General features: G+C 70.5%; 17 protein-coding genes. 7 read left to right on the top strand and 10 right to left on the bottom strand.

All coding sequences use genetic code 11. The annotated features are described in order from the left end of the window. Positions 1 to 29: 29 nt before the first annotated feature. The 9 genes from CYL12_RS12160 to CYL12_RS12120 all read right to left on the bottom strand — a co-directional run bounded on the left by CYL12_RS12160 (position 30) and on the right by CYL12_RS12120 (position 8,241). The gene (locus CYL12_RS12160; protein ID WP_101847835.1) at positions 30 to 728 is read right to left on the bottom strand and encodes a phosphotransferase family protein; all 699 of its coding nucleotides are present in this window, start codon (positions 726 to 728) and stop codon (positions 30 to 32) included. 29 nt (positions 729 to 757) lie between these two features. Beyond that, positions 758 to 1,861 (bottom strand): DUF4064 domain-containing protein, encoded by a 1,104-nt coding sequence (locus tag CYL12_RS12155; RefSeq protein ID WP_101847834.1) that lies wholly within the window; start codon positions 1,859 to 1,861, stop codon positions 758 to 760. Next, positions 1,855 to 2,613: a hypothetical protein gene (locus tag CYL12_RS12150; RefSeq protein WP_101847833.1), complete on the bottom strand. Its 759-nt coding sequence runs from the start codon at positions 2,611 to 2,613 to the stop codon at positions 1,855 to 1,857. The genes CYL12_RS12155 and CYL12_RS12150 overlap by 7 nt, the downstream gene beginning before the upstream one ends. 80 nt (positions 2,614 to 2,693) lie before the next feature. Beyond that, positions 2,694 to 3,746, bottom strand: coding sequence for a VWA domain-containing protein (locus tag CYL12_RS12145; RefSeq protein ID WP_101847832.1), 1,053 nt, complete (start codon positions 3,744 to 3,746; stop codon positions 2,694 to 2,696). Beyond that, on the bottom strand, positions 3,743 to 4,729 hold the full coding sequence (locus CYL12_RS12140; RefSeq protein WP_233486734.1) for a VWA domain-containing protein: 987 nt from the start codon (positions 4,727 to 4,729) through the stop codon (positions 3,743 to 3,745). The genes CYL12_RS12145 and CYL12_RS12140 overlap by 4 nt, the downstream gene beginning before the upstream one ends. Next, entirely contained in the window at positions 4,720 to 5,208 is a 489-nt protein-coding gene (locus CYL12_RS12135; protein ID WP_101847830.1) for a hypothetical protein, read from the bottom strand. The genes CYL12_RS12140 and CYL12_RS12135 overlap by 10 nt, the downstream gene beginning before the upstream one ends. After that, a complete protein-coding gene (locus CYL12_RS12130; protein WP_101847829.1) occupies positions 5,195 to 6,082 on the bottom strand; it encodes a DUF58 domain-containing protein in 888 nt (295 codons plus the stop codon). The genes CYL12_RS12135 and CYL12_RS12130 overlap by 14 nt, the downstream gene beginning before the upstream one ends. A gap of 30 nt (positions 6,083 to 6,112) precedes the next feature. Then, positions 6,113 to 7,201: an AAA family ATPase gene (locus tag CYL12_RS12125; RefSeq protein WP_199399114.1), complete on the bottom strand. Its 1,089-nt coding sequence runs from the start codon at positions 7,199 to 7,201 to the stop codon at positions 6,113 to 6,115. 107 nt (positions 7,202 to 7,308) lie between these two features. Further along, positions 7,309 to 8,241 carry a DMT family transporter gene (locus CYL12_RS12120; protein ID WP_233486733.1) on the bottom strand — a complete coding sequence of 311 codons (933 nt, stop codon included), beginning with the start codon at positions 8,239 to 8,241 and terminating at the stop codon, positions 7,309 to 7,311. A gap of 214 nt (positions 8,242 to 8,455) precedes the next feature. On the opposite strand from CYL12_RS12120, the gene CYL12_RS12115 reads away from it, so the two are divergent. Then, positions 8,456 to 9,817: an NAD(P)-binding domain-containing protein gene (locus CYL12_RS12115; protein ID WP_101847827.1), complete on the top strand. Its 1,362-nt coding sequence runs from the start codon at positions 8,456 to 8,458 to the stop codon at positions 9,815 to 9,817. Between the two features lie 79 nt (positions 9,818 to 9,896). On the opposite strand, the gene CYL12_RS12110 is transcribed toward CYL12_RS12115, so the two are convergent. After that, entirely contained in the window at positions 9,897 to 10,580 is a 684-nt protein-coding gene (locus CYL12_RS12110; RefSeq protein ID WP_101847826.1) for a Pr6Pr family membrane protein, read from the bottom strand. 251 nt (positions 10,581 to 10,831) lie between these two features. On the opposite strand from CYL12_RS12110, the gene CYL12_RS12105 reads away from it, so the two are divergent. From CYL12_RS12105 to CYL12_RS12080, 6 genes are all read left to right on the top strand, one after another. Beyond that, positions 10,832 to 12,118 (top strand): adenylosuccinate synthase, encoded by a 1,287-nt coding sequence (locus tag CYL12_RS12105; RefSeq protein ID WP_101847825.1) that lies wholly within the window; start codon positions 10,832 to 10,834, stop codon positions 12,116 to 12,118. Between the two features lie 5 nt (positions 12,119 to 12,123). After that, the gene (locus tag CYL12_RS12100; protein WP_101847824.1) at positions 12,124 to 13,227 is read left to right on the top strand and encodes a lactonase family protein; all 1,104 of its coding nucleotides are present in this window, start codon (positions 12,124 to 12,126) and stop codon (positions 13,225 to 13,227) included. Between the two features lie 68 nt (positions 13,228 to 13,295). Further along, positions 13,296 to 14,687 carry an MFS transporter gene (locus CYL12_RS12095; protein ID WP_101847823.1) on the top strand — a complete coding sequence of 464 codons (1,392 nt, stop codon included), beginning with the start codon at positions 13,296 to 13,298 and terminating at the stop codon, positions 14,685 to 14,687. Positions 14,688 to 14,762: 75 nt separating this feature from the next. Next, positions 14,763 to 15,341: a biotin transporter BioY gene (locus tag CYL12_RS12090; RefSeq protein ID WP_101847822.1), complete on the top strand. Its 579-nt coding sequence runs from the start codon at positions 14,763 to 14,765 to the stop codon at positions 15,339 to 15,341. A 261-nt stretch (positions 15,342 to 15,602) separates the two neighbouring features. After that, positions 15,603 to 17,039, top strand: a complete 1,437-nt coding sequence (locus CYL12_RS12085; RefSeq protein ID WP_101847821.1) for a dihydrolipoyl dehydrogenase family protein — start codon at positions 15,603 to 15,605, stop codon at positions 17,037 to 17,039. A 136-nt stretch (positions 17,040 to 17,175) separates the two neighbouring features. Continuing rightward, the gene (locus tag CYL12_RS12080; RefSeq protein WP_060922325.1) at positions 17,176 to 17,478 is read left to right on the top strand and encodes a DUF427 domain-containing protein; all 303 of its coding nucleotides are present in this window, start codon (positions 17,176 to 17,178) and stop codon (positions 17,476 to 17,478) included. Positions 17,479 to 17,503: the final 25 nt, after the last annotated feature.

The raw sequence follows: 17,503 nt of genomic DNA, 5'->3' as shown, positions 1-17,503 counted from the left end.
GGTCGGCTCCGGACTCACCCGGTGAGGAGTCAGGCCGGCCACGCCCGGAGCTCGGCGGTCAGCTGTGCGAGGTACTCGGGGGGCCCGGCCTCCGCGAACCACAGCCACAACTCGGCGGCGTGCACCGGGTACCAGGCGCGGACACGGGCGGGATCCGCGCCGTAGCCGTCGATGAGCGCCCGCTCCGACCGCGGATCCTTCCGGCTGGCTCCCCACGCGGCACGTGCCAGCTCACGCAGCGGATCACCGCGGTGCGCGGCCTCCCAGTCCACGACCCCGGTGATGCGGCCGTGCTGCGCGAGAAGGTTGCCGTCGGTCCAGTCGCCGTGGCAGAAGACGACGCCGGCGGCGGGCGGGACGACCAGCGGGAGCGGGGGAGCGCCGGCGGCGCGGTATCGCTCGATGATCGCCGCGTCGTCGGGGGCCGGGAGCAGGCCCTCGGGCGCGTCGAGCTCGTGCAGAGTGCGGAGCAGCGGCGCGGAGGCGCGGAGATCCGCGATCCGGCTGTCGGCGTCGGCGTCGTCGAGACGGGCACCGGGGAGGGCGGTCATGAGGATCACGCCCGGCCGCTCCTCGACGACCTGGGGTACCGGTAGCCCCGAGTCGGCGAGGGCCCGGAGTGCCCGCAGCTCGTTGCCGTGCCGCACCGGATCGGACAGTCGCTTCTCGACCAGCCGTCGCCCGTCTCGCTCGACGAGCCGCACCGTCCCGACCGCGCCCTGCCTCATCCCGCCATCCTCGCACCGGGCCGAGTTGGTCACTCGAAGCCCGGGTACTCCTGGAGCCGGTCCTCGAACTCCGCGCGGTCGGCATCGCTCAGCACCTTGCTGGCGATGACGACGAGCTGCAGGCCCTCGATCGGCTCGCCCGTCCGTGCGCTCTGTGACTCCCTGGAGCTGCGGAAGCCGCCGTCGGCATCGTTCGACAGGTCGTAGATGTTCGCGTAGAAGCGCAACGGGTCGGGGTAGTTCTCCGTGTAGTACTCCCACGTCGTCTGCGTGCGCGGGTCGTCGCTGCCGTACAGCTTCGCGATCATGGACGGATCGATGCCCGAGTTCGTCGGGTCGTTGAAGGAGTACAGGTTCCACAGGCCGTGTTCGACCACGACGTCATCGATCGCCGCCATCACCTCGAGCTTGTGCGCATAGTCCTGCACGGGCTGCTCCGTGGCCCAGGCTGTCGACGTGTACTCCGACAGCAGGGACTCCCCGCCGTAGCCGTTGCGTTCCGGCCGCACGTCCTCGTCGCCCACCGGGACCCAGGTGAACCCGAAGTCCGTGGTGAGACGCTCGCGGATGTCGGCGAACAGCGCATCGGCGTCGGCGCGCACCTCCTCCATCGACTGCTGGGTGAGCGCTTCCTGCGGGTCGGTCCCCTTGATCCCGGGGTACGCTTCCGCGTGCCGCTGCTCCGCCGTCTTCTCACCCTCGTAGTTGCCAGATGCGGAGGTGCGCAGCGCACTGAGCGCTCCGACGGTCGCGACGTTGAACAGGACGGTGAGCACGAGCGCGATGATGCCGAGGCGCCGTCCACCGGGAGTGAAGAGCGCGGCGACGATCACTCCGAGCACGACGAGCTGCAGTGTGATCATCGTCACTCCGTACAGCAGATCCGTGCCGCCGACCGCGAGCGTGCCGAAGAGGATCAGGACGAAGAGGATGGCGACGACCAGCGCGATCCAGGCGAGCGCGTTGGCTGACGTCTTCTTCTCCTCGACGGGCAGGCCCGGCGTGGTGGGTGGGGTGAGGTCGACCTGCTGCTGCCGTCGGGCGCCGCGATAGCCGCCGGGCGGGGGGACGGGCGGTGCACCCTCGGTGCCGCCGACATAGCGGGCGCGCTGCCGATCGTGGTCGCTCACCATGGCTTGTCCGTTCCGGTGCCGCCGGGGTCGTCGCCTTGGCGCTGATCGCGTTCCTGCGTCCCCTGCTCGAGCTTGTCCTGGAGCTCCTGCAGCTCGTCCTGCGAGGGCTGCGGCTCTTCCTGCTCCTCCTGCGGCTCCTGGGGCTGTTCCTGCTGCTGCTGTTCCTGCTCCTGCTGCTTCTGCTTCAGGCGATCCTCGGTGTCGTCGAGGGTGTCCGACATGTCGCGCTCAGGGTCGGGTGACTGCTGCTGCGCCTCGTCGCTGTCGCACTCCTCCGGCGTCTCGACGGTGACGGTCAGTGCCTCGCCGTAGAGGGCGGTTGCCGCGGCGCTGTCGCCCTCCGCCCTGGCGGCGTCTCCCATCCGCTCGATCACGAGGGCGAGGTTGATCCGCACCGCGCACACCTCGAGGCCGGTGGCGAGGTCGAGTGCGCGCTCCAGCTCCGTACGGGAGGCGGGGAGCTCCTCGGCACCGGCCAGCGCGGTGCCGATGTTGTAGGGCGCCTTGTACGGCTCGAACCAGTTCACGATGTCCTGTCCGCGCGCCGAGGCCTCGGAGCCTGCGAAGTCATCGGTGACGTAGGCCGTGATGGCCTGGTGGGCGAACGCGTACATGCTCAGCAGCTTGCCCACAAGGAGCAGCGCGGCCAGGGTGAGCGGGAGGGTCCCGATGGCGACCCAGCGGCGGACGAGGCGTCGACGACGGTTCGAGCGGAGGAGGGCTGCGGCGGGGTCATCCTGCGCAGGCGTCACGACGCTCCTCCTCCCTGTCGTCGGCGTCTGAACATCCTATCCGCGCGGAACGACGGCTCTGCGATCTCCCGAGGCCGGTGTCAGTGTTCGCCGGAGACGGCGGATCGTCGGGGATGCGGAGCGCGCAGGCCGCGGAGCCGGGCGGCCAGCATCGTCGCACGGGTGAGTTCCACCCCGAGCGCGGCAAGGATGACCAGCGCAGCGAGCCAGTACAGCTCGACGACGTCGCCCACGCTCCCGGCGTCCGCGTAGGCGACGGTGCTCGATGGGGCACGGGGCAGCGTCGGCGAGACGCCGGCCTCCCGGTGCTCGTATCCGACCCCGAGTTGCCCGGCGATCTTCTCCAGGTTCGCTTCGTCGATCACCGACAGGGCGTCGGTGCCCTGGTACTGGATGTACTCGGAACCCCCGCTGTCGAGGCCGCCGGTCGTCACGCGCATCGGACCGCCCTGCGTGGTTCCGTAACCGAAGACGGCTCCGGCGTCGGTGTGCCGCTCGCTGTCCGCGAAAGACTCCGGATCCATGCCCGACGTCTGCTCTCCGTCCCCGAAGTAGAACACCATGCGCGAGCGATCCGGGGACGATTCCGCGGCGGAGACGAGGGTCTCGTTCAGCAGTCGCGCCGCCACACCGATCGAACTGCCGCGCGACTGAGTCGTCACCTCCGGGCGCAGCACATCGAGCGATCCGAGAAGGGCGGTCGTGTCGGTGGTCAGCGGGATCCGCAGTTCCGCCGCCGCATCCGAGGTGATCAGTGCGAACCGGGCGCCGGGATACTCCTCCACCAGCGTGCGCACATCAGCACGGACGCCGTCGAGCCGCGGATCGCCGTCAGCCCAGTCCTCCGCCACGATGCTCGCGGTGGTGTCCACGACCAGCACGATGTCCGTGTCGGTCGCCAGCGTCTGCGTCGAGCCGCCGGGAAGTCCGGGGCGCAGCAGCATCACGGCGCAGGCGAGGACCATCACGAGCCGCAGCGCCCAGAGGGAGCGGTGCTTGACGATGGCGCGGCGATCGGCGACGACCTCGCCGCCGGCGCGCGGTGCGCGCACGAGCATCCAGATGGCGGCCGCGGCGACGCCCGCGCACAGCAGCACGATGAGGAGGACGGGGAGGACGGGTTGGAAGATCACAGGCGCACTCTCCACACGAGGACGACGAATCCCAGAGCGAGGACGGTGAGCACCGCGATCCACAGGTTCGGGCTGTCTGTCCAGACCACTTGGGCTTCACCGCGCAGCGCCGTGGCCTCCTGCTTCCGCACCGCGTCGATGATGTCTCCGACCGTGGTCGTCTCCCGCAGTCCGTACGCGGCGCCCCCGGTGGCCTCCGCCGCAGCCGCGAGCTCGGCGCTGACGTCGGCATCCTTGCCCTCGACGGGGTTGATCGCGAACACTCGGACGTCCTTCGAGGCGGCATACGCCGCAGCCTCGTCGAGTGACACGATCGAGGCGCCGTTGATCTCGTTGTCGGTCGCGAAGATCACTGAGCGCGATCGGTCATCGTCCGGGTGGTCGAAGCCCATGGCGCACGCGGCGAGACCGTCCCCGATGAGGGAGGCGCCGTCGCCGTTGAGCGTGCCGAGCCAGTGCTCCGGGATCTCGTCGGCGAGGTCGAAGCTCGCTTTGATACTCGTCAGGTGGTCACGGACGAAGTCGTAGTCGTCGGTGAGGGGGAAGATCTGCACGGGGGAGCTGTTGAAGATCGTCAGGCCGATGCGCTCACCCTCGAAGCCGTCGAGCAGCTCGTCGAAGACGGAAAGCACCTCGACGTCGACCTCCGACATCGAACCGGACACGTCCAGACACAGCATGATGTCGCGACTGGTGTCGACCGGCTGGATGGTCCGGACCGCCATCGGGCGGGCGGCCACGACGCCGGCCGCGATCGCCGCCACCACCCCCACGGCGACGATGCCGGTCAGGGCCACCGCGCGACGGGACAAGGCCTGCCGAAAGGACGAGAGCGACCGCAGCCGCTCGGCCCTGGCGACGCGGGCGGTGTCTGCAGCGCGTCCGCCGCCTCGACGGCGCAGCCCCACCCCGAGTCCGATCCCGACCGCCGCGACGATGACGGCGGCGGCGAGGACCACCATCCAGACGTTCGCTAGTGCCACGCGCGCACCACCGTCCTGGCGGCTTCGGCGCCGGCGACCGGGTCGATCGCCGGCCCCTCCCGGAAGATGCTCGGATAGTAGTGGCGTCCCATCGCATCGATGAGGGCCGGGTGCACACCGCGGGAGACGAGGTCGTCGAGGGCGAGGACGGGCGCCTCCAGGCCGCTGTACTCGTTGACGAACGTGCGTACGACGCGGCTGAGCTCCAGGTTCGCCTGTCGCGGGGACAGGCGGCGGTCGCGGTAGTCCTGCTCGACGTGGTCGATGCGGGCGAGGTATTCGGAACGCAGGGCAGACAGCACGTCGAGGGTGGACGGCCGGCCAGCATCCGAGGCCGCTCCGGAGGCGGCGGTGCGGGGGCGGGTGAGCCGGAACAGCAGCCACGTGCCGACGATCAGCAAGGCCAGGATGCCGAGCGCGAGCAGCATCCATCCCCATCCGTACTGCGTCGGCGGGTAGAGCTCGTCAGAACCGGGCATCGGACCTCCGGTTCAGCAGGTGTAGCAGTTGCGGCACGGCGTCGTCCTGACCGTCGAGCGCCGCGTGGCTGATCTCCATCCGCGTGAGCAGGTCGGCCAGCCGGGCCGCGTCGGCCGCCCGTTGCGCGTGGAGCTCCTGCACGATGGCGCGGTCGCCCTGGATGAAATCGGGAACCTGCCAGAGGCTGTCGACGTCGGCGCGCAGCCGCGCGGACCGGTGGTCGAGCACCGGTTCGGCGTCGCGAAGGGTGAGCCAGAGCACGTCGTGCTGCACGCGCAGGCGGCGCAGCAGGCGCTCGGTCTCGGTGGTGACCGGGGCCTCGTCGGTGAGCACGACGACGATCATCCGCCGCGCGATCGTCCGCGTGACGAAGGACAACAGGGCGTCGCGGTCGCTGGGGGCCGCTGCGTCGTCGACCGCGCGGTCGATCGTCCGCAGGGCGTGCTCGAGGGCCCCTTCGCTGCGCCCCTGTGCGAGGCGACGGACGCGGGAGGAATCGCCGTAGACGACGGTGAAGTCGTCGCCGTGCCGGAGCGTCAGCACGCCGAGCGCTCCGGTCGCCAGGATCGCCAGGTCCTTCTTCGAGCGCTCGTCCGCGGCGAGAGCGGTCATCGAGCGTCCCGTGTCGACGACGAACATCACCGTGTGCATGCGCGTGGCCCGTGACCGCTTGACCAACGGCGTGCCGAGGCGGGCGGTCGCGCGCCAGTCGATGTCGCGCACCTGGTCGCCGTACTCGTACTTGCGCAGGTCCTCGAAGTCGAGGCTCCGCCCGTGCAGCAACGACGCGTAGGCGCCGTCGAGCGCGTGCAGCGACTTGCGGTTCGAGTGGATGAAGAGCTTGCTCTTCACCTGCGTGATGAGGCTGGGCATCGGGCGCGGATCCCTGAACGTGTCGGCGGGTCAGGGGGTGGGCACGGCGGCGAAGATCTGGTCGATGATCTCCTCGCTGCGGATGCCCTCGGCGTCGGCCTCGAACGTCAGCAGCACGCGGTGGCGCAGGACGAGGTGGCGCAGGGCACGGATGTCCTCGGGGAGGACGTGGGTCCGGCCGCTGAGGAGGGCGAGGGCGCGGGAGGCCTGCAGGAACGCGATGCTGGCCCGAGGGCTCGCGCCGTACTTGATGAACCGGGCGCGCTCCTCCCCGATGTACGGCGCGGGGTTCCGGGTCACGTACGCGATCGACACGATGTAGTTGCGGATCGCGGGGTCGACGTAGATGCGGCTCGCGACGTCCTGCAGCAGGTGCACGTCGTCGAGCGTGACGGCGCTGTGCACGTGACGGTCGGGGTCGAGCACGCCCGAGTCGATGCGGCTGAGGATCTCGAACTCCTCCGCGGGGCTCGGGTACTCCACGATCTCCTTGAGGAGGAACCGGTCCATCTGCGCCTCGGGCAGCTCGTAGGTGCCCTCCTGCTCGATAGGGTTCTGCGTGGCAATCACGAGGAACGGCCTCGGCAGCGGGTGGATCTCGCCGCCGATGGTGGTCTGGTGCTCCTGCATCGCCTCGAGCATGGCGCTCTGGGTCTTGGCGCTGGAGCGGTTGATCTCGTCGAGCAGCACGAAGTTCGCGTGCACGGGACCGAGGACCGTCCGGAAGCTGCCCGTCGCGGCGTCGTAGATCTGGTTTCCCGTGATGTCGCTCGGCAGGAGGTCGGGCGTGCACTGGATGCGCTTGAACTTCGCCTTCACAGTGTCCGCGAGCGTGCTGGCCGCGGTGGTCTTGGCGAGGCCGGGCACGCTCTCCAGGAGGATGTGACCGCCGGCGATGAGCGCCACGAGCAGGCTGGTGCGCAGGCGCTCCTGGCCCACCATCTTCGCGGAGTACGCGTCGGAGATCGTCTGCAGCACCGCACCGGCGCGCGCCACCTCGGCGTCGCTCGGAGCCGCGGAAGCAGCGGCGGGTGCCGGGGCAGCGGTCGGCGCGGCGGACGCGGGGGGCGGCGGGGGCGCGGAGATCGTCGGCGGGGTCTGCGCGTCGGCGTCGGTCATCGGTCTTCGTCTCCCTCGGTCACACGCGGGCCCGCACGGCGCGCCCCTCCGCCGACCAGCGTAATCGCATCCGCGCGGACCGACCTCGACCCGCGCGGGTGGCGCGCTCAGCGCGAGCGCCGCCCGCGCATGCGCGTAATGAGCACGCCGAGCAGGCACAGCGCGCCGCCCACGAACATGAGCGGCGTGGGCACCTCCCCGAGGATCAGCCAGGACAGCAGGATCGCGAGGGCCGGGACCACGTACGTCGTCGCTGAGGTCTTCCCCGCGGTGCTGCGCTGCAGCACGTACGCCCAGGTGGTGAAGGCGATCGCGGTGGGGAAGATACCGAGGTAGACCACCCATAGCGTCGCGTCGAGGGGCGCCGTCTGCACGTCGGCGATCAGGGCGCCGAGCCAGGGAAGCAGGGCGATCGTGCCCGCGGCCGCCCCGAGCCAGGTCAGCGTGGTGGCGTCGACCCCCGAGGTGAGCAGGTGTTTCTGCAGCAGGGTGCACCCCGCGTACATGACCGCGGCGAGAAGAGCCAGCAAAAGGCCCGTGATGTCAGGGCCGGTGCTGCTGGTGGAGTTCATGCCGATGAGGACAACCCCGAGGAAGGCGATGGGAGCGCCGATCACGAGGGGTCGGGGGAATCCCTCGCGGAGGAAGAGACCGCTGAAGACGACGACCATGAGCGGCGCCAGGTTCACGACCATCGCGGCGGTCCCGGCGTCGAGGGTGCGTTCGGCGCTGTTGAGGGCCAGGTTGTAGATGCAGAACCACCCGACGCCCCACACGGCGATCAGCAGCCAGTGGCGGCGCTCCGGGAGCCGGATGCCGTGCCGCAGCGCGATGATCGTCAGCACGAGGGTGCCCACGGCCATGCGCAGCAGCGCCAAGGCCCCGGGGTCGTAGTGCGGCCCCGCGCCACGGATCCCGATGAAAGCCGACGCCCAGAGTACGACGGTCACGCCGGCCGCGAGCAGCACGAGGGCGCCGCGCGATCGCGCCGGCGAGCCCTGTGGGTCGAGCCGCTCTGACGCCCTGATGTCCTCTCGCACCGTCCGATCCTGGCACCGGCCGCCGACATCGGCGATGCGCGGAAGCGACAGCCGTCGTCGCATTCCCGCCAGCGTCGCCGCGGGGCACTGCTAACGTCGAAGAGCAGCCACTGTCCGGGCAGGTCGAGCGTTCCGCTCCCACCGGGGAAGAACTGTCCTCCTCTCCCGGATACGGCTGCGCCCGATACATGACGGAAGAGTTTGAGGACGATACGTGACGAACAGTGAACGAGTAGCGATCATCGGCGCCGGCCCCTCGGGGATGGCGCAGCTGCGGGCCTTCGAATCCGCAGCCCGTGCGGGGGCGGAGATCCCCGAACTGGTCTGCTTCGAGAAGCAGGCCGACTGGGGCGGCCAGTGGAACTACACCTGGCGCACCGGGCTGGACGAGTACGGCGAGCCCGTGCACTCCAGCATGTACCGCAACCTGTGGTCGAACGGCCCGAAGGAGGCCCTGGAGTTCGCCGACTACACCTTCGACGAGCACTTCAGACGGCCGATCTCGTCGTACCCGCCGCGTCCGGTGCTGTGGGACTACATCGCCGGGCGCCTCGCGAAGACGCAGGTGCGCGACCTCATCCGCTTCGAGACCGTGGTGCGCTGGGTGGAGTTCGACGAGGATCGTGAGGTGTTCCGTCTCACCAGCGAGCACCTGCCGACCGGGCGCACGACCACGGAGGAGTTCGACCGGGTCGTCGTGGCCAGCGGGCACTTCTCCTTCCCGAACGTGCCGCACCTCGACGGCATCGAGACCTTCCCGGGCTCCGTCGCCCACGCGCACGACTTCCGGGGCGCGGAGGCCCTCGCCGGGCGCGACGTGCTCGTGATCGGGTCGAGCTACTCGGCGGAGGACATCGGCAGCCAGGCCTTCAAGATGGGCGCCCGCTCGGTCACCGCGAGCTACCGGACCGCGCCGATGGGCTACGACTGGCCGGAGGGCTTCGAGGAGCGTCCGTGCGTCGAGCGCTTCGAGGGCCGTACCGTGCACTTCGCCGACGGCACCTCGAAGGAGGTCGACGCGGTCATCCTCTGCACCGGCTACCTGCACAAGTACCCGTTCCTGCCCGCGGAGCTCGCCCTGTCCTCGCCGAACAACGTCTACCCCGACGGCCTCTACCGGGGCGTGCTCTGGCAGGGCAACCCGCGCCTGGCCTACCTCGGCGCGCAGGACCAGTGGTTCACGTTCAACATGTTCGACGCGCAGGCGTGGTTCGTACGCGACGTCATCCTCGGCCGGATCGCCCTCCCCGACGAGGCCGAGCGCGAGGCATCCATCGCCGCGTGGCGGAAGCGGTTCGCAGAGATCGACTCGGCCGCGACGGAGATCCGCTTCCAGGCCGACTACATCCGCGACCTGCTGGAGTGCACCGACTACCCGCCGTTCGACATCGATCGCGTCGTGGAGATCTTCCTCGCCTGGAAGCACGACAAGAAGGCCGACATCATGGGCTACCGCGACCGCGTCTACCCCTCGGTCATGACCGGGACGCTCGCCGCCGCCCACCACACCCCGTGGCTCGACGAGCTCGACGACTCCCTCGAGCGCTATCTCGAGGCCGACGCGCTCCTCGTCTGATCGCCGACCCACCCCTTTTCGGCCGCCCCGCCCCCTTTCGTGCGTTCGGAAGGGGGTGGGGCGCACGGGAAGGGATGGGTCACGGCTTTGCTCGACGGCGCCCGATTCCCACGACGAGCGTGGCGGTGGCGAGGATGATCGCGGCGATGAGCAGCACCCAGAGCGCGACACCGCCGTAGCCGCCGTTCAGCGCGGGGTCGAGGAACGGATACGGGTACCACCAGAGGTTCCCAGTTGCGGGAGCGATGACGAGGTTCGCGCGGAGGAGTGTGTAGACGACCCAGACGATCGGGAATATCGCGGCGATCCCCACGGTCCCCCAGCCGAGCGCACGACGACGCGGCGCGAACAGCACGTCGGCGAGCAGGACGAGCGGGATCACGACGTGCAGTACCTCGTTCGACCAGGCGACCGTGGCCCCCTGCGGCAGCGCGATCCCGCGGAGCAGCGTGTTGTAGACGACGCCCGTGACGATCATGTAGGTGCTCGCGCACACGAGCAGTGTCGCCAGCCACCGCGGCTCCGCGCGGGCACCGCGGTGGGTCAGCCCCCAGATCCCGCCGACGGCGAGCACCACCGCGGCCAGCACGTTGGAGAGGATCGTGAAGAAGCTGAAGAAGTTCGCGACCACGGTGGGCAGATGCGCGCCCCACGCGGTGTCAGCGGCGAGGGCGATCTCCAGGGTGCGCACGAGCTGCGCGACGATCGCCGCCACCGCGAGCGCTGCCGCCGCGAGTCGGACGTAGGGCCACCACCGCCTCATCGCCACCTCCGTCGCCACTGTAGCGGGCACCGCTGCGCCGGCCCCTGGTGCGGTGCGGGATCGAAACTGCGCCCATCGCCTCCGGTGCGGGATCGAAACCGTGCCTCCCGAGACCCACGCAGGCGCGTATTCCGTCCCGTATCGCGCTTCCGAGGGCTGTCCGAGGCCTGCCGATAGGATGGGAGCGCCCGATCGGGCCAGCTCATCCGCCGGTGGAATCCCGGCGAGAGGCATCATCCAGGGGGTTACCCATGCCAGGAATCGTGATCGTCGGCGTGCAGTGGGGCGACGAAGGAAAGGGCAAGGCCACCGATCTGCTCGGTGAGCGCACCGACTGGGTGGTGAAGTTCAACGGCGGCAACAACGCCGGGCACACCGTCGTCGTCGGCGACGAGAAGTACGCTCTGCACCTGCTGCCCTCCGGCATCCTGTCGCCCGGCGTGAACCCGGTCATCGGCAACGGCGTGGTCATCGACCTCGAGGTCCTCTTCTCCGAGCTGGAGGCGCTGTCCGCCCGCGGCATCGACGTCTCGCGGCTCAAGGTCAGCGCCAACGCGCACATCATCACCCAGTACCACCGCACGCTCGACAAGGTCACCGAGCGCTTCCTCGGCAAGCGCAACATCGGCACCACGGGTCGCGGCATCGGCCCCGCGTACGCCGACAAGATCAACCGCGTCGGCATCCGCGTGCAGGACCTCTTCGACGAGAACATCCTGCGCCAGAAGGTCGAAGGCGCCCTCGACCAGAAGAACCACCTCCTGGTGAAGGTCTTCAACCGTCGTGCCGTCACCTGCGATGAGATCGTCGACGACCTGCTCTCCTACGCCGAGCGTCTGCGTCCGATGGTCGCCGACACCGGCTACCTCATCGACCAGGCTCTGGGCCGCGGCGAGGTCGTCGTGTTCGAGGGCGGCCAGGCCACGATGCTCGACATCGATCACGGCACCTACCCGTTCGTCACGTCGTCCTCGGCTACGGCCGGAGGCGCGTCGACGGGCTCCGGGGTCGGCCCCGGCGCGCTCGACCGCATCGTCGGCATCGTCAAGGCGTACACGACCCGCGTCGGCTCCGGCCCGTTCCCGACCGAGCTGTTCGACGAGCAGGGCGAGTGGCTGCGCAAGCAGGGCTTCGAGTTCGGCACCACGACCGGGCGTCCGCGCCGCGTGGGCTGGTACGACGCGCCCATCACCCGCTACGCCACGCGCATCAACGGCATCACCGACCTCGTGCTCACCAAGCTCGACATCCTCACCGGACTGGAGAGGATCCCGGTGTGCGTGGCCTACGACGTCGACGGCGAGCGGTTCGACGAGGTCCCGGTGAACCAGACCGACTTCCATCACGCGAAGCCGATCCTGGAGTACTTCCCGGGCTGGAGCGAGGACATCTCGACCGCGCGCACGTTCGAAGACCTTCCGCAGACGGCGCAGGACTACGTGCTCGCGCTGGAGGAGATGAGCAACACGCGCATCTCGGTGATCGGCGTCGGTCCCGAGCGCGATCAGGTGATCGTGCGCCACGATCTGCTCGACTGACCGGCATGACCCGGTTCTGGCTCGGGGGCTACGGCCCGGCGATGGAGGGCTCCGCCGAGGGGATCGGCGTGCTGGCGGGCGACGAGGGCCGTGAGGCCACGACGCTCGCCTACCGCGGACCCGTGACGCAGACACCGTCACCGTCGTGGCTCGCGGCGCATCCGTCCCTCGACGTCGTGTATGCGGCGCTGGAGGGCGACGCCGCGGTGCAGGCATACGCGCGCACGGGGGAGCTGGCGTTGACGCCGCTCGGCGATCCGGTGGCGACGGGGGATGGCGTCTGTCATCTCGCGGTGTCGCCGAACGGCCAGACGCTCGTCGCCAGTTGCTACGGCGACGGACGGGTCGTCCGCTTCGGGCTCGCGGCGGACGGCCGGCTCGTTCCGGCGAAGGAAGACGCGGCGGCAGCCCTGCGCGCCGCCCTCTTCGGTGAGGGCGATCCGGATGCGGCACCGGCGACGCCCGCCGGAGAGGGCATCGCCGCGGTCGACCCGTATGGCGCCGCGGACCGCGCGTCGCACGCCCACGCCGCCGCCTTCCTGCCGGACGGTCGCGTGGTCACCACCGATCTCGGCTTCGATCTCCTGCGGTTCTGGCGTCTGCAGGGCACCGGCCTCGTCCTCGACCAGGAGGTCGTGCTTCCGCGCGGCACCGGTCCGCGGCACATGGTCGTGCATCCGAGCGGCCACCTGCACGTCGTGACGGAGTACTCGTGCGAGGTCTTCACGCTCGCAGCGGCCGCCGACGGCACCTGGGGCGTCGTCTCCTCGGCACCGGCGAGCCCGATCGCGCAGATCGGAGTGGACTTCCCCGCCGAGCTCGCGCGCACCAAGGACGGCCAGTTCCTCTACACCGCCCTCCGCGGCAGCAACACGATCGCGGCGCTGCGGGTGCGCGGCAGCGGCGAGGCGCTGGAGCCCGTCGCGCTCGCCGACTCGGGAGTCGACTGGCCGCGCCACCACCTCGTCTACGAGGGCAAGCTCCTCGTCGCCGGTCAGCGCTCCGACACCGTCACTCTGCTGGACCTCGACGACCGCACGGGTGCGCCGCTCGGAGTGCGGCACGAGACGCAGGCTCCCGCACCGACGAGCATCCTCCCGCTCCGCTGAGTCCCTGCCGGACCCGCAACCATCCGGGACTTGACCTCAACCTTTCTTGAGGTTCTAGCGTCGTCCTCATGACGACCGAGACCGGGCGCGCTGCGCCGTCCACGCCCGCCCCGCCCCGCATCCTCGGCGGCGAGTACGTCTGGATCACGATCGGCGCGTGCGCCCTCGTTTTCCTCGGTGCCTTCGAATCGCTCGCGGTCACGACGGTGATGCCGGCGGTGAGCGCCGACCTCGACGGCGAGCGGCTTTACGCGCTGGCCTTCGCCGGACCCCTCGCGACGAGCGTGATCGGCATGGTGATCGCCGGCAACTGGTCCGACCGGCGGGGTCCGGTGGTGCCGCTGTATGTCTCCGTCGCCCTGTTCACCGCGGGGCTGCTCGTCGCGGGGCTCGCACCGACCATGGAAGTGCTCGTCGCCGGGCGCTTCGCGCAGGGCCTCGGCAACGGCGGACTGATGGTGGCTCTCTATGTCGTGGTCGCCCGGGTGTACCCGACGTCCCTGCATCCGGCGATCTTCGCCGGATTCGCCGCCGCGTGGGTCATCCCCTCCCTCATCGGTCCGACGATCGCGGGAGCGGTGACGGAGGTGTGGAGCTGGCACTGGGTCTTCCTCGGGGTCGTGGTCCTCGTCGTGCTCGCGCTGCTGATGGTGGTCCCGGCCCTCCGCGGTCTGACCCGCAGCGGAGACGCCACCACGCCGTGGGCTCTTGGGCGGCTGGGGTGGTCGGTGCTCGCCGCCGTCGCCGTGCTCGCCCTCGACCTGGTGGGCGAGGTTCCGGTCGCCGGTCCGTTCCTGTCGATGGCCGCGGTGGTGGTCGCGATCGCGGCGGTGCGTCCGCTCCTTCCTCGGGGCGCGCTCGTCGCCCGCCGGGGCCTGCCGTCGGTGATCCTGGTCCGTGGTCTCGGCGCGGCGGCGTTCTTCGGAGCCCAGATCTACCTCCCGTACCTGCTCACCGATCGATATCTGCTGTCGCCGACCCTCGCCGGGCTCGCGCTGACGGGGGGTGCACTCGCCTGGTCGGCGGCGGCAACCGTCCAGGGGCGGATGGGCGAGCGCCTGTCGAGCGTGGCCGCCGTGCGCGTGGGAACGGTCTTCGTGGTCATCGGGATCACGCTCGTCCTGGTGATCACGGTGACGCAGGCCGCCCCGCTGCTCGCCGCGCTCGCCTGGGTCGTCGCGGGTGCGGGCATGGGGCTGATGAGTCCGCGCAGCAGCGCACTCGTCCTGGCGATGTCGTCCCCCGCGGAGCAGGGGTTCAACAGCGGGGCCATGACCGTGGCCGACTCCTTCGGAAGCGCGCTCGCTCTCGCCGTCACGGGCTCGCTCTTCGTCGCTCTGGGGGCCGCCGCGGTGATCGATCCGTTCGTCGGGGTGTTCGCGCTCGCCGCGGTGGTCGGGGCGGGAGCCGCGGTCCTCGCACCGCGGACGAGGGACGTCGAACCGGCCGCCGCAGGGTGATTTGCATGGGCTGTGGGAGCGCCCCTACCCTGGTGAACGGTGTTCAGGTGAACACCGTTCAGGAAGGATGGCCCGATGACCCCCACGACCCGCGACACCTCGGCGACCCTCGGCCGGGTGGCCGTCTTCGCCGCGCTCATCATCGTGCTCGGCACGGTCGTCGTCCCGCTGCCCGGCGGAGTCCCCATCACCGGACAGACGCTCGCCGTCATGCTGGCGGGTCTCGTCCTCGGCCCGCGGGTCGCGCCGTGGTCGGTGGCGCTCGTCCTCCTGCTCGCGGCGGTCGGACTCCCGGTACTCGCGGGCGGACGCGGAGGTCTCGGGGTCTTCGTGGGCCCCACAGCGGGGTATCTGCTCGGGTGGGTCGCCGGCGTCGTCGTCATCGGGCTCCTGATGCGCACCGGCCGTCCGACCTGGTGGCGTACCGCGCTCGCGGCCTTCGTCGGCGGGGTCCTCGTCGTCTACGCCTTCGGCATCCCCGTCCAGGCTCTCGTCACCGGCGTACCCCTCGACCTCACGGCCCTCTCGACCCTGGCCTTCCTGCCCGGCGACCTCATCAAGGTGACCGCGGCCACCCTCGTCGTCGTAGCCCTCCGCCGCGCCTACCCTCGGGCCTTCGCCGACTCCCGTCCCGTCTCGTCCGTCGCGGCCTGACCCCGGACCGGTCCTGCCGGTTCCGTCGACCCCGTCCGTCCCGTTCCGGATGCACGACCAGGACACGTCTGCCGGCGGATCGTCCGGTCCGGATCGTGCATCCGTTCCGAGGTCGTGCAGCCGGAACGTCGTGCACCCGCGACCGGGAACCGGACCGGGGAGGACGGGCATATCGGCGGTCGGGAACAACTCACCCGTGACTCGACGTTCCTCATGAGCGAGACTGGGCCACGGACCGCCGCGGCCACGAGAGGGGCGAGCATGACTGCTGCCGACAAGACCGACGAATACGACCTCATCGTGCTGGGCGGTGGTCCGGTCGGGGAGAACGTGGCGGACCGCGCCGTACAGGGCGGTCTCACCGCGATCATCGTGGAGAGCGAGCTCGTCGGCGGGGAGTGCTCGTATTGGGCGTGCATGCCGTCGAAGGCCCTGCTCCGCTCCGCCCAGGCGCTCCGTGCCGCGCAGCATGTCGCCGGTGCCGCGCAGGCCGTGACCGGAAAGCTCGATGTGCGCGCCGTGTTCGAGCGTCGCGACTCCTTCACGAGCAACTGGTCGGACGACGGCCAGGTGAAGTGGCTCGAGTCCGCCCACATCGATCTCGCCCGCGGCCACGGACGGCTGACCGGGGAGCGTGAGGTCACGGTGACCGACCAGGACGGCGGCACCCGCGTGCTGCGCGCCCGTCACGCGGTCGCCATCAGCACCGGCTCGGATGCGGTCATCCCGCCGATCGAGGGTCTGCGGGAGGCTTCGCCGTGGACGAGTCGCGAGGCGACCAGCGCCGAGGAGCTGCCCGACAGCCTCGCGGTGATCGGCGGCGGCGTGGTCGCGGTCGAGATGGCCACCGCGTACGCCGCGCTCGGCTCGTCGGTGACGCTGCTCGCGCGCAGCGGTCTGCTGGGTGGGATGGAGCCTTTCGCCGGAGACCGCGTGGCCGACGGCCTGCGTGAGCTCGGCGTCGACGTCCGCACCGACACCGGCACGACGGCGGTACACCGCGACGGGGACCGGGTGACGATCACGCTCGACAACGGCGAGACCGTGACCGCAGCGGAGGTGCTCGTCGCGACCGGGCGCTCCCCGCGCAGCGCCGACATCGGCCTCGACGTGGTCGGTCTCGAGCCGGGTCGCTGGATCGAGACCGACGACACCCTCCGCGTCCCCGGACACGACTGGCTCTACGCCGTGGGCGACGTCAACGGCCGCGTGCTGCTGACCCATCAGGGCAAGTACCAGGCGCGTGCCGCGGGCGACGTCATCGTCGCGCGGGCGAAGGGCGGGGACGTGGACGACGCGCCCTGGGGTCGGCACGCCGCCACGGCCGACCACTCCGCGGTGCCCCAGGTCACCTTCTCGATCCCGGAGGTGGGATCGGTCGGGCTCACCGAGGCCGCGGCACGGGAAGCCGGCACCGCCGTCCGGGCCGTCGACTACGACCTCGGCTGGGTGGCGGGCGCGAGCCTCTACGAGGACGGCTTCGCCGGGCAGGCGCGCCTGGTCGTCGACACCGACCGCGACGTCGTGATCGGGGCGACCTTCGTCGGCCCGGAGGTCGCCGAGCTCGTCCAGGCCGCGACCATCGCGATCGTCGGCGAGGTCCCGATCGCCCGACTCTGGCACGCGGTGCCGTCGTACCCCACGATCAGCGAGATCTGGTTGCGCCTGCTGGAGGGCTACGGTCGCGACTCCGCCTGACCTCGCGCAATCCGATTCCGGCCGCGTGACGAACAGAGCGCGCATTGTGTCCCAGATTGACGACCCCGCGCGCAACCCGGTGCCGGATGTCGCACCCGTCTTATACGCTCGAACCCACATCCGAGGAGGCAGGACCATGAAGGCTGTACTCGCAGGAAACGTCATCGCCGAGGCCGACCAGGACGACCTCATCCGCATCGAGGGGAACTGGTACTTCCCGCCGGCATCCGTCGCGCCGGACGCGCTCGTCGAGAGTCCCACCCCGTACACGTGTCCGTGGAAGGGCGAGTGCCAGTACTACTCCGTCCAGGTCGACGGAGAGCTGCACAAGGATCTCGCGTGGTCGTACCCGCACCCGTACCCGTCGGCGTTCGACCGCGTCGGCAAGGACTTCTCCGGCTACGTCGCCTTCGCCCCGGGCGTCGAGGTCTCGGCCTAGTCCCGCACGACGCACGACCGCACGT

Origin of the sequence: Zhihengliuella sp. ISTPL4 (genome assembly GCF_002848265.1) — a bacterium.
Classification (GTDB): Bacteria; Actinomycetota; Actinomycetes; order Actinomycetales; family Microbacteriaceae; genus Microbacterium.
The sequence above is the reverse complement of the archived record's forward strand: the minus strand, read 5'-3'. Positions and strand labels throughout refer to the sequence as shown.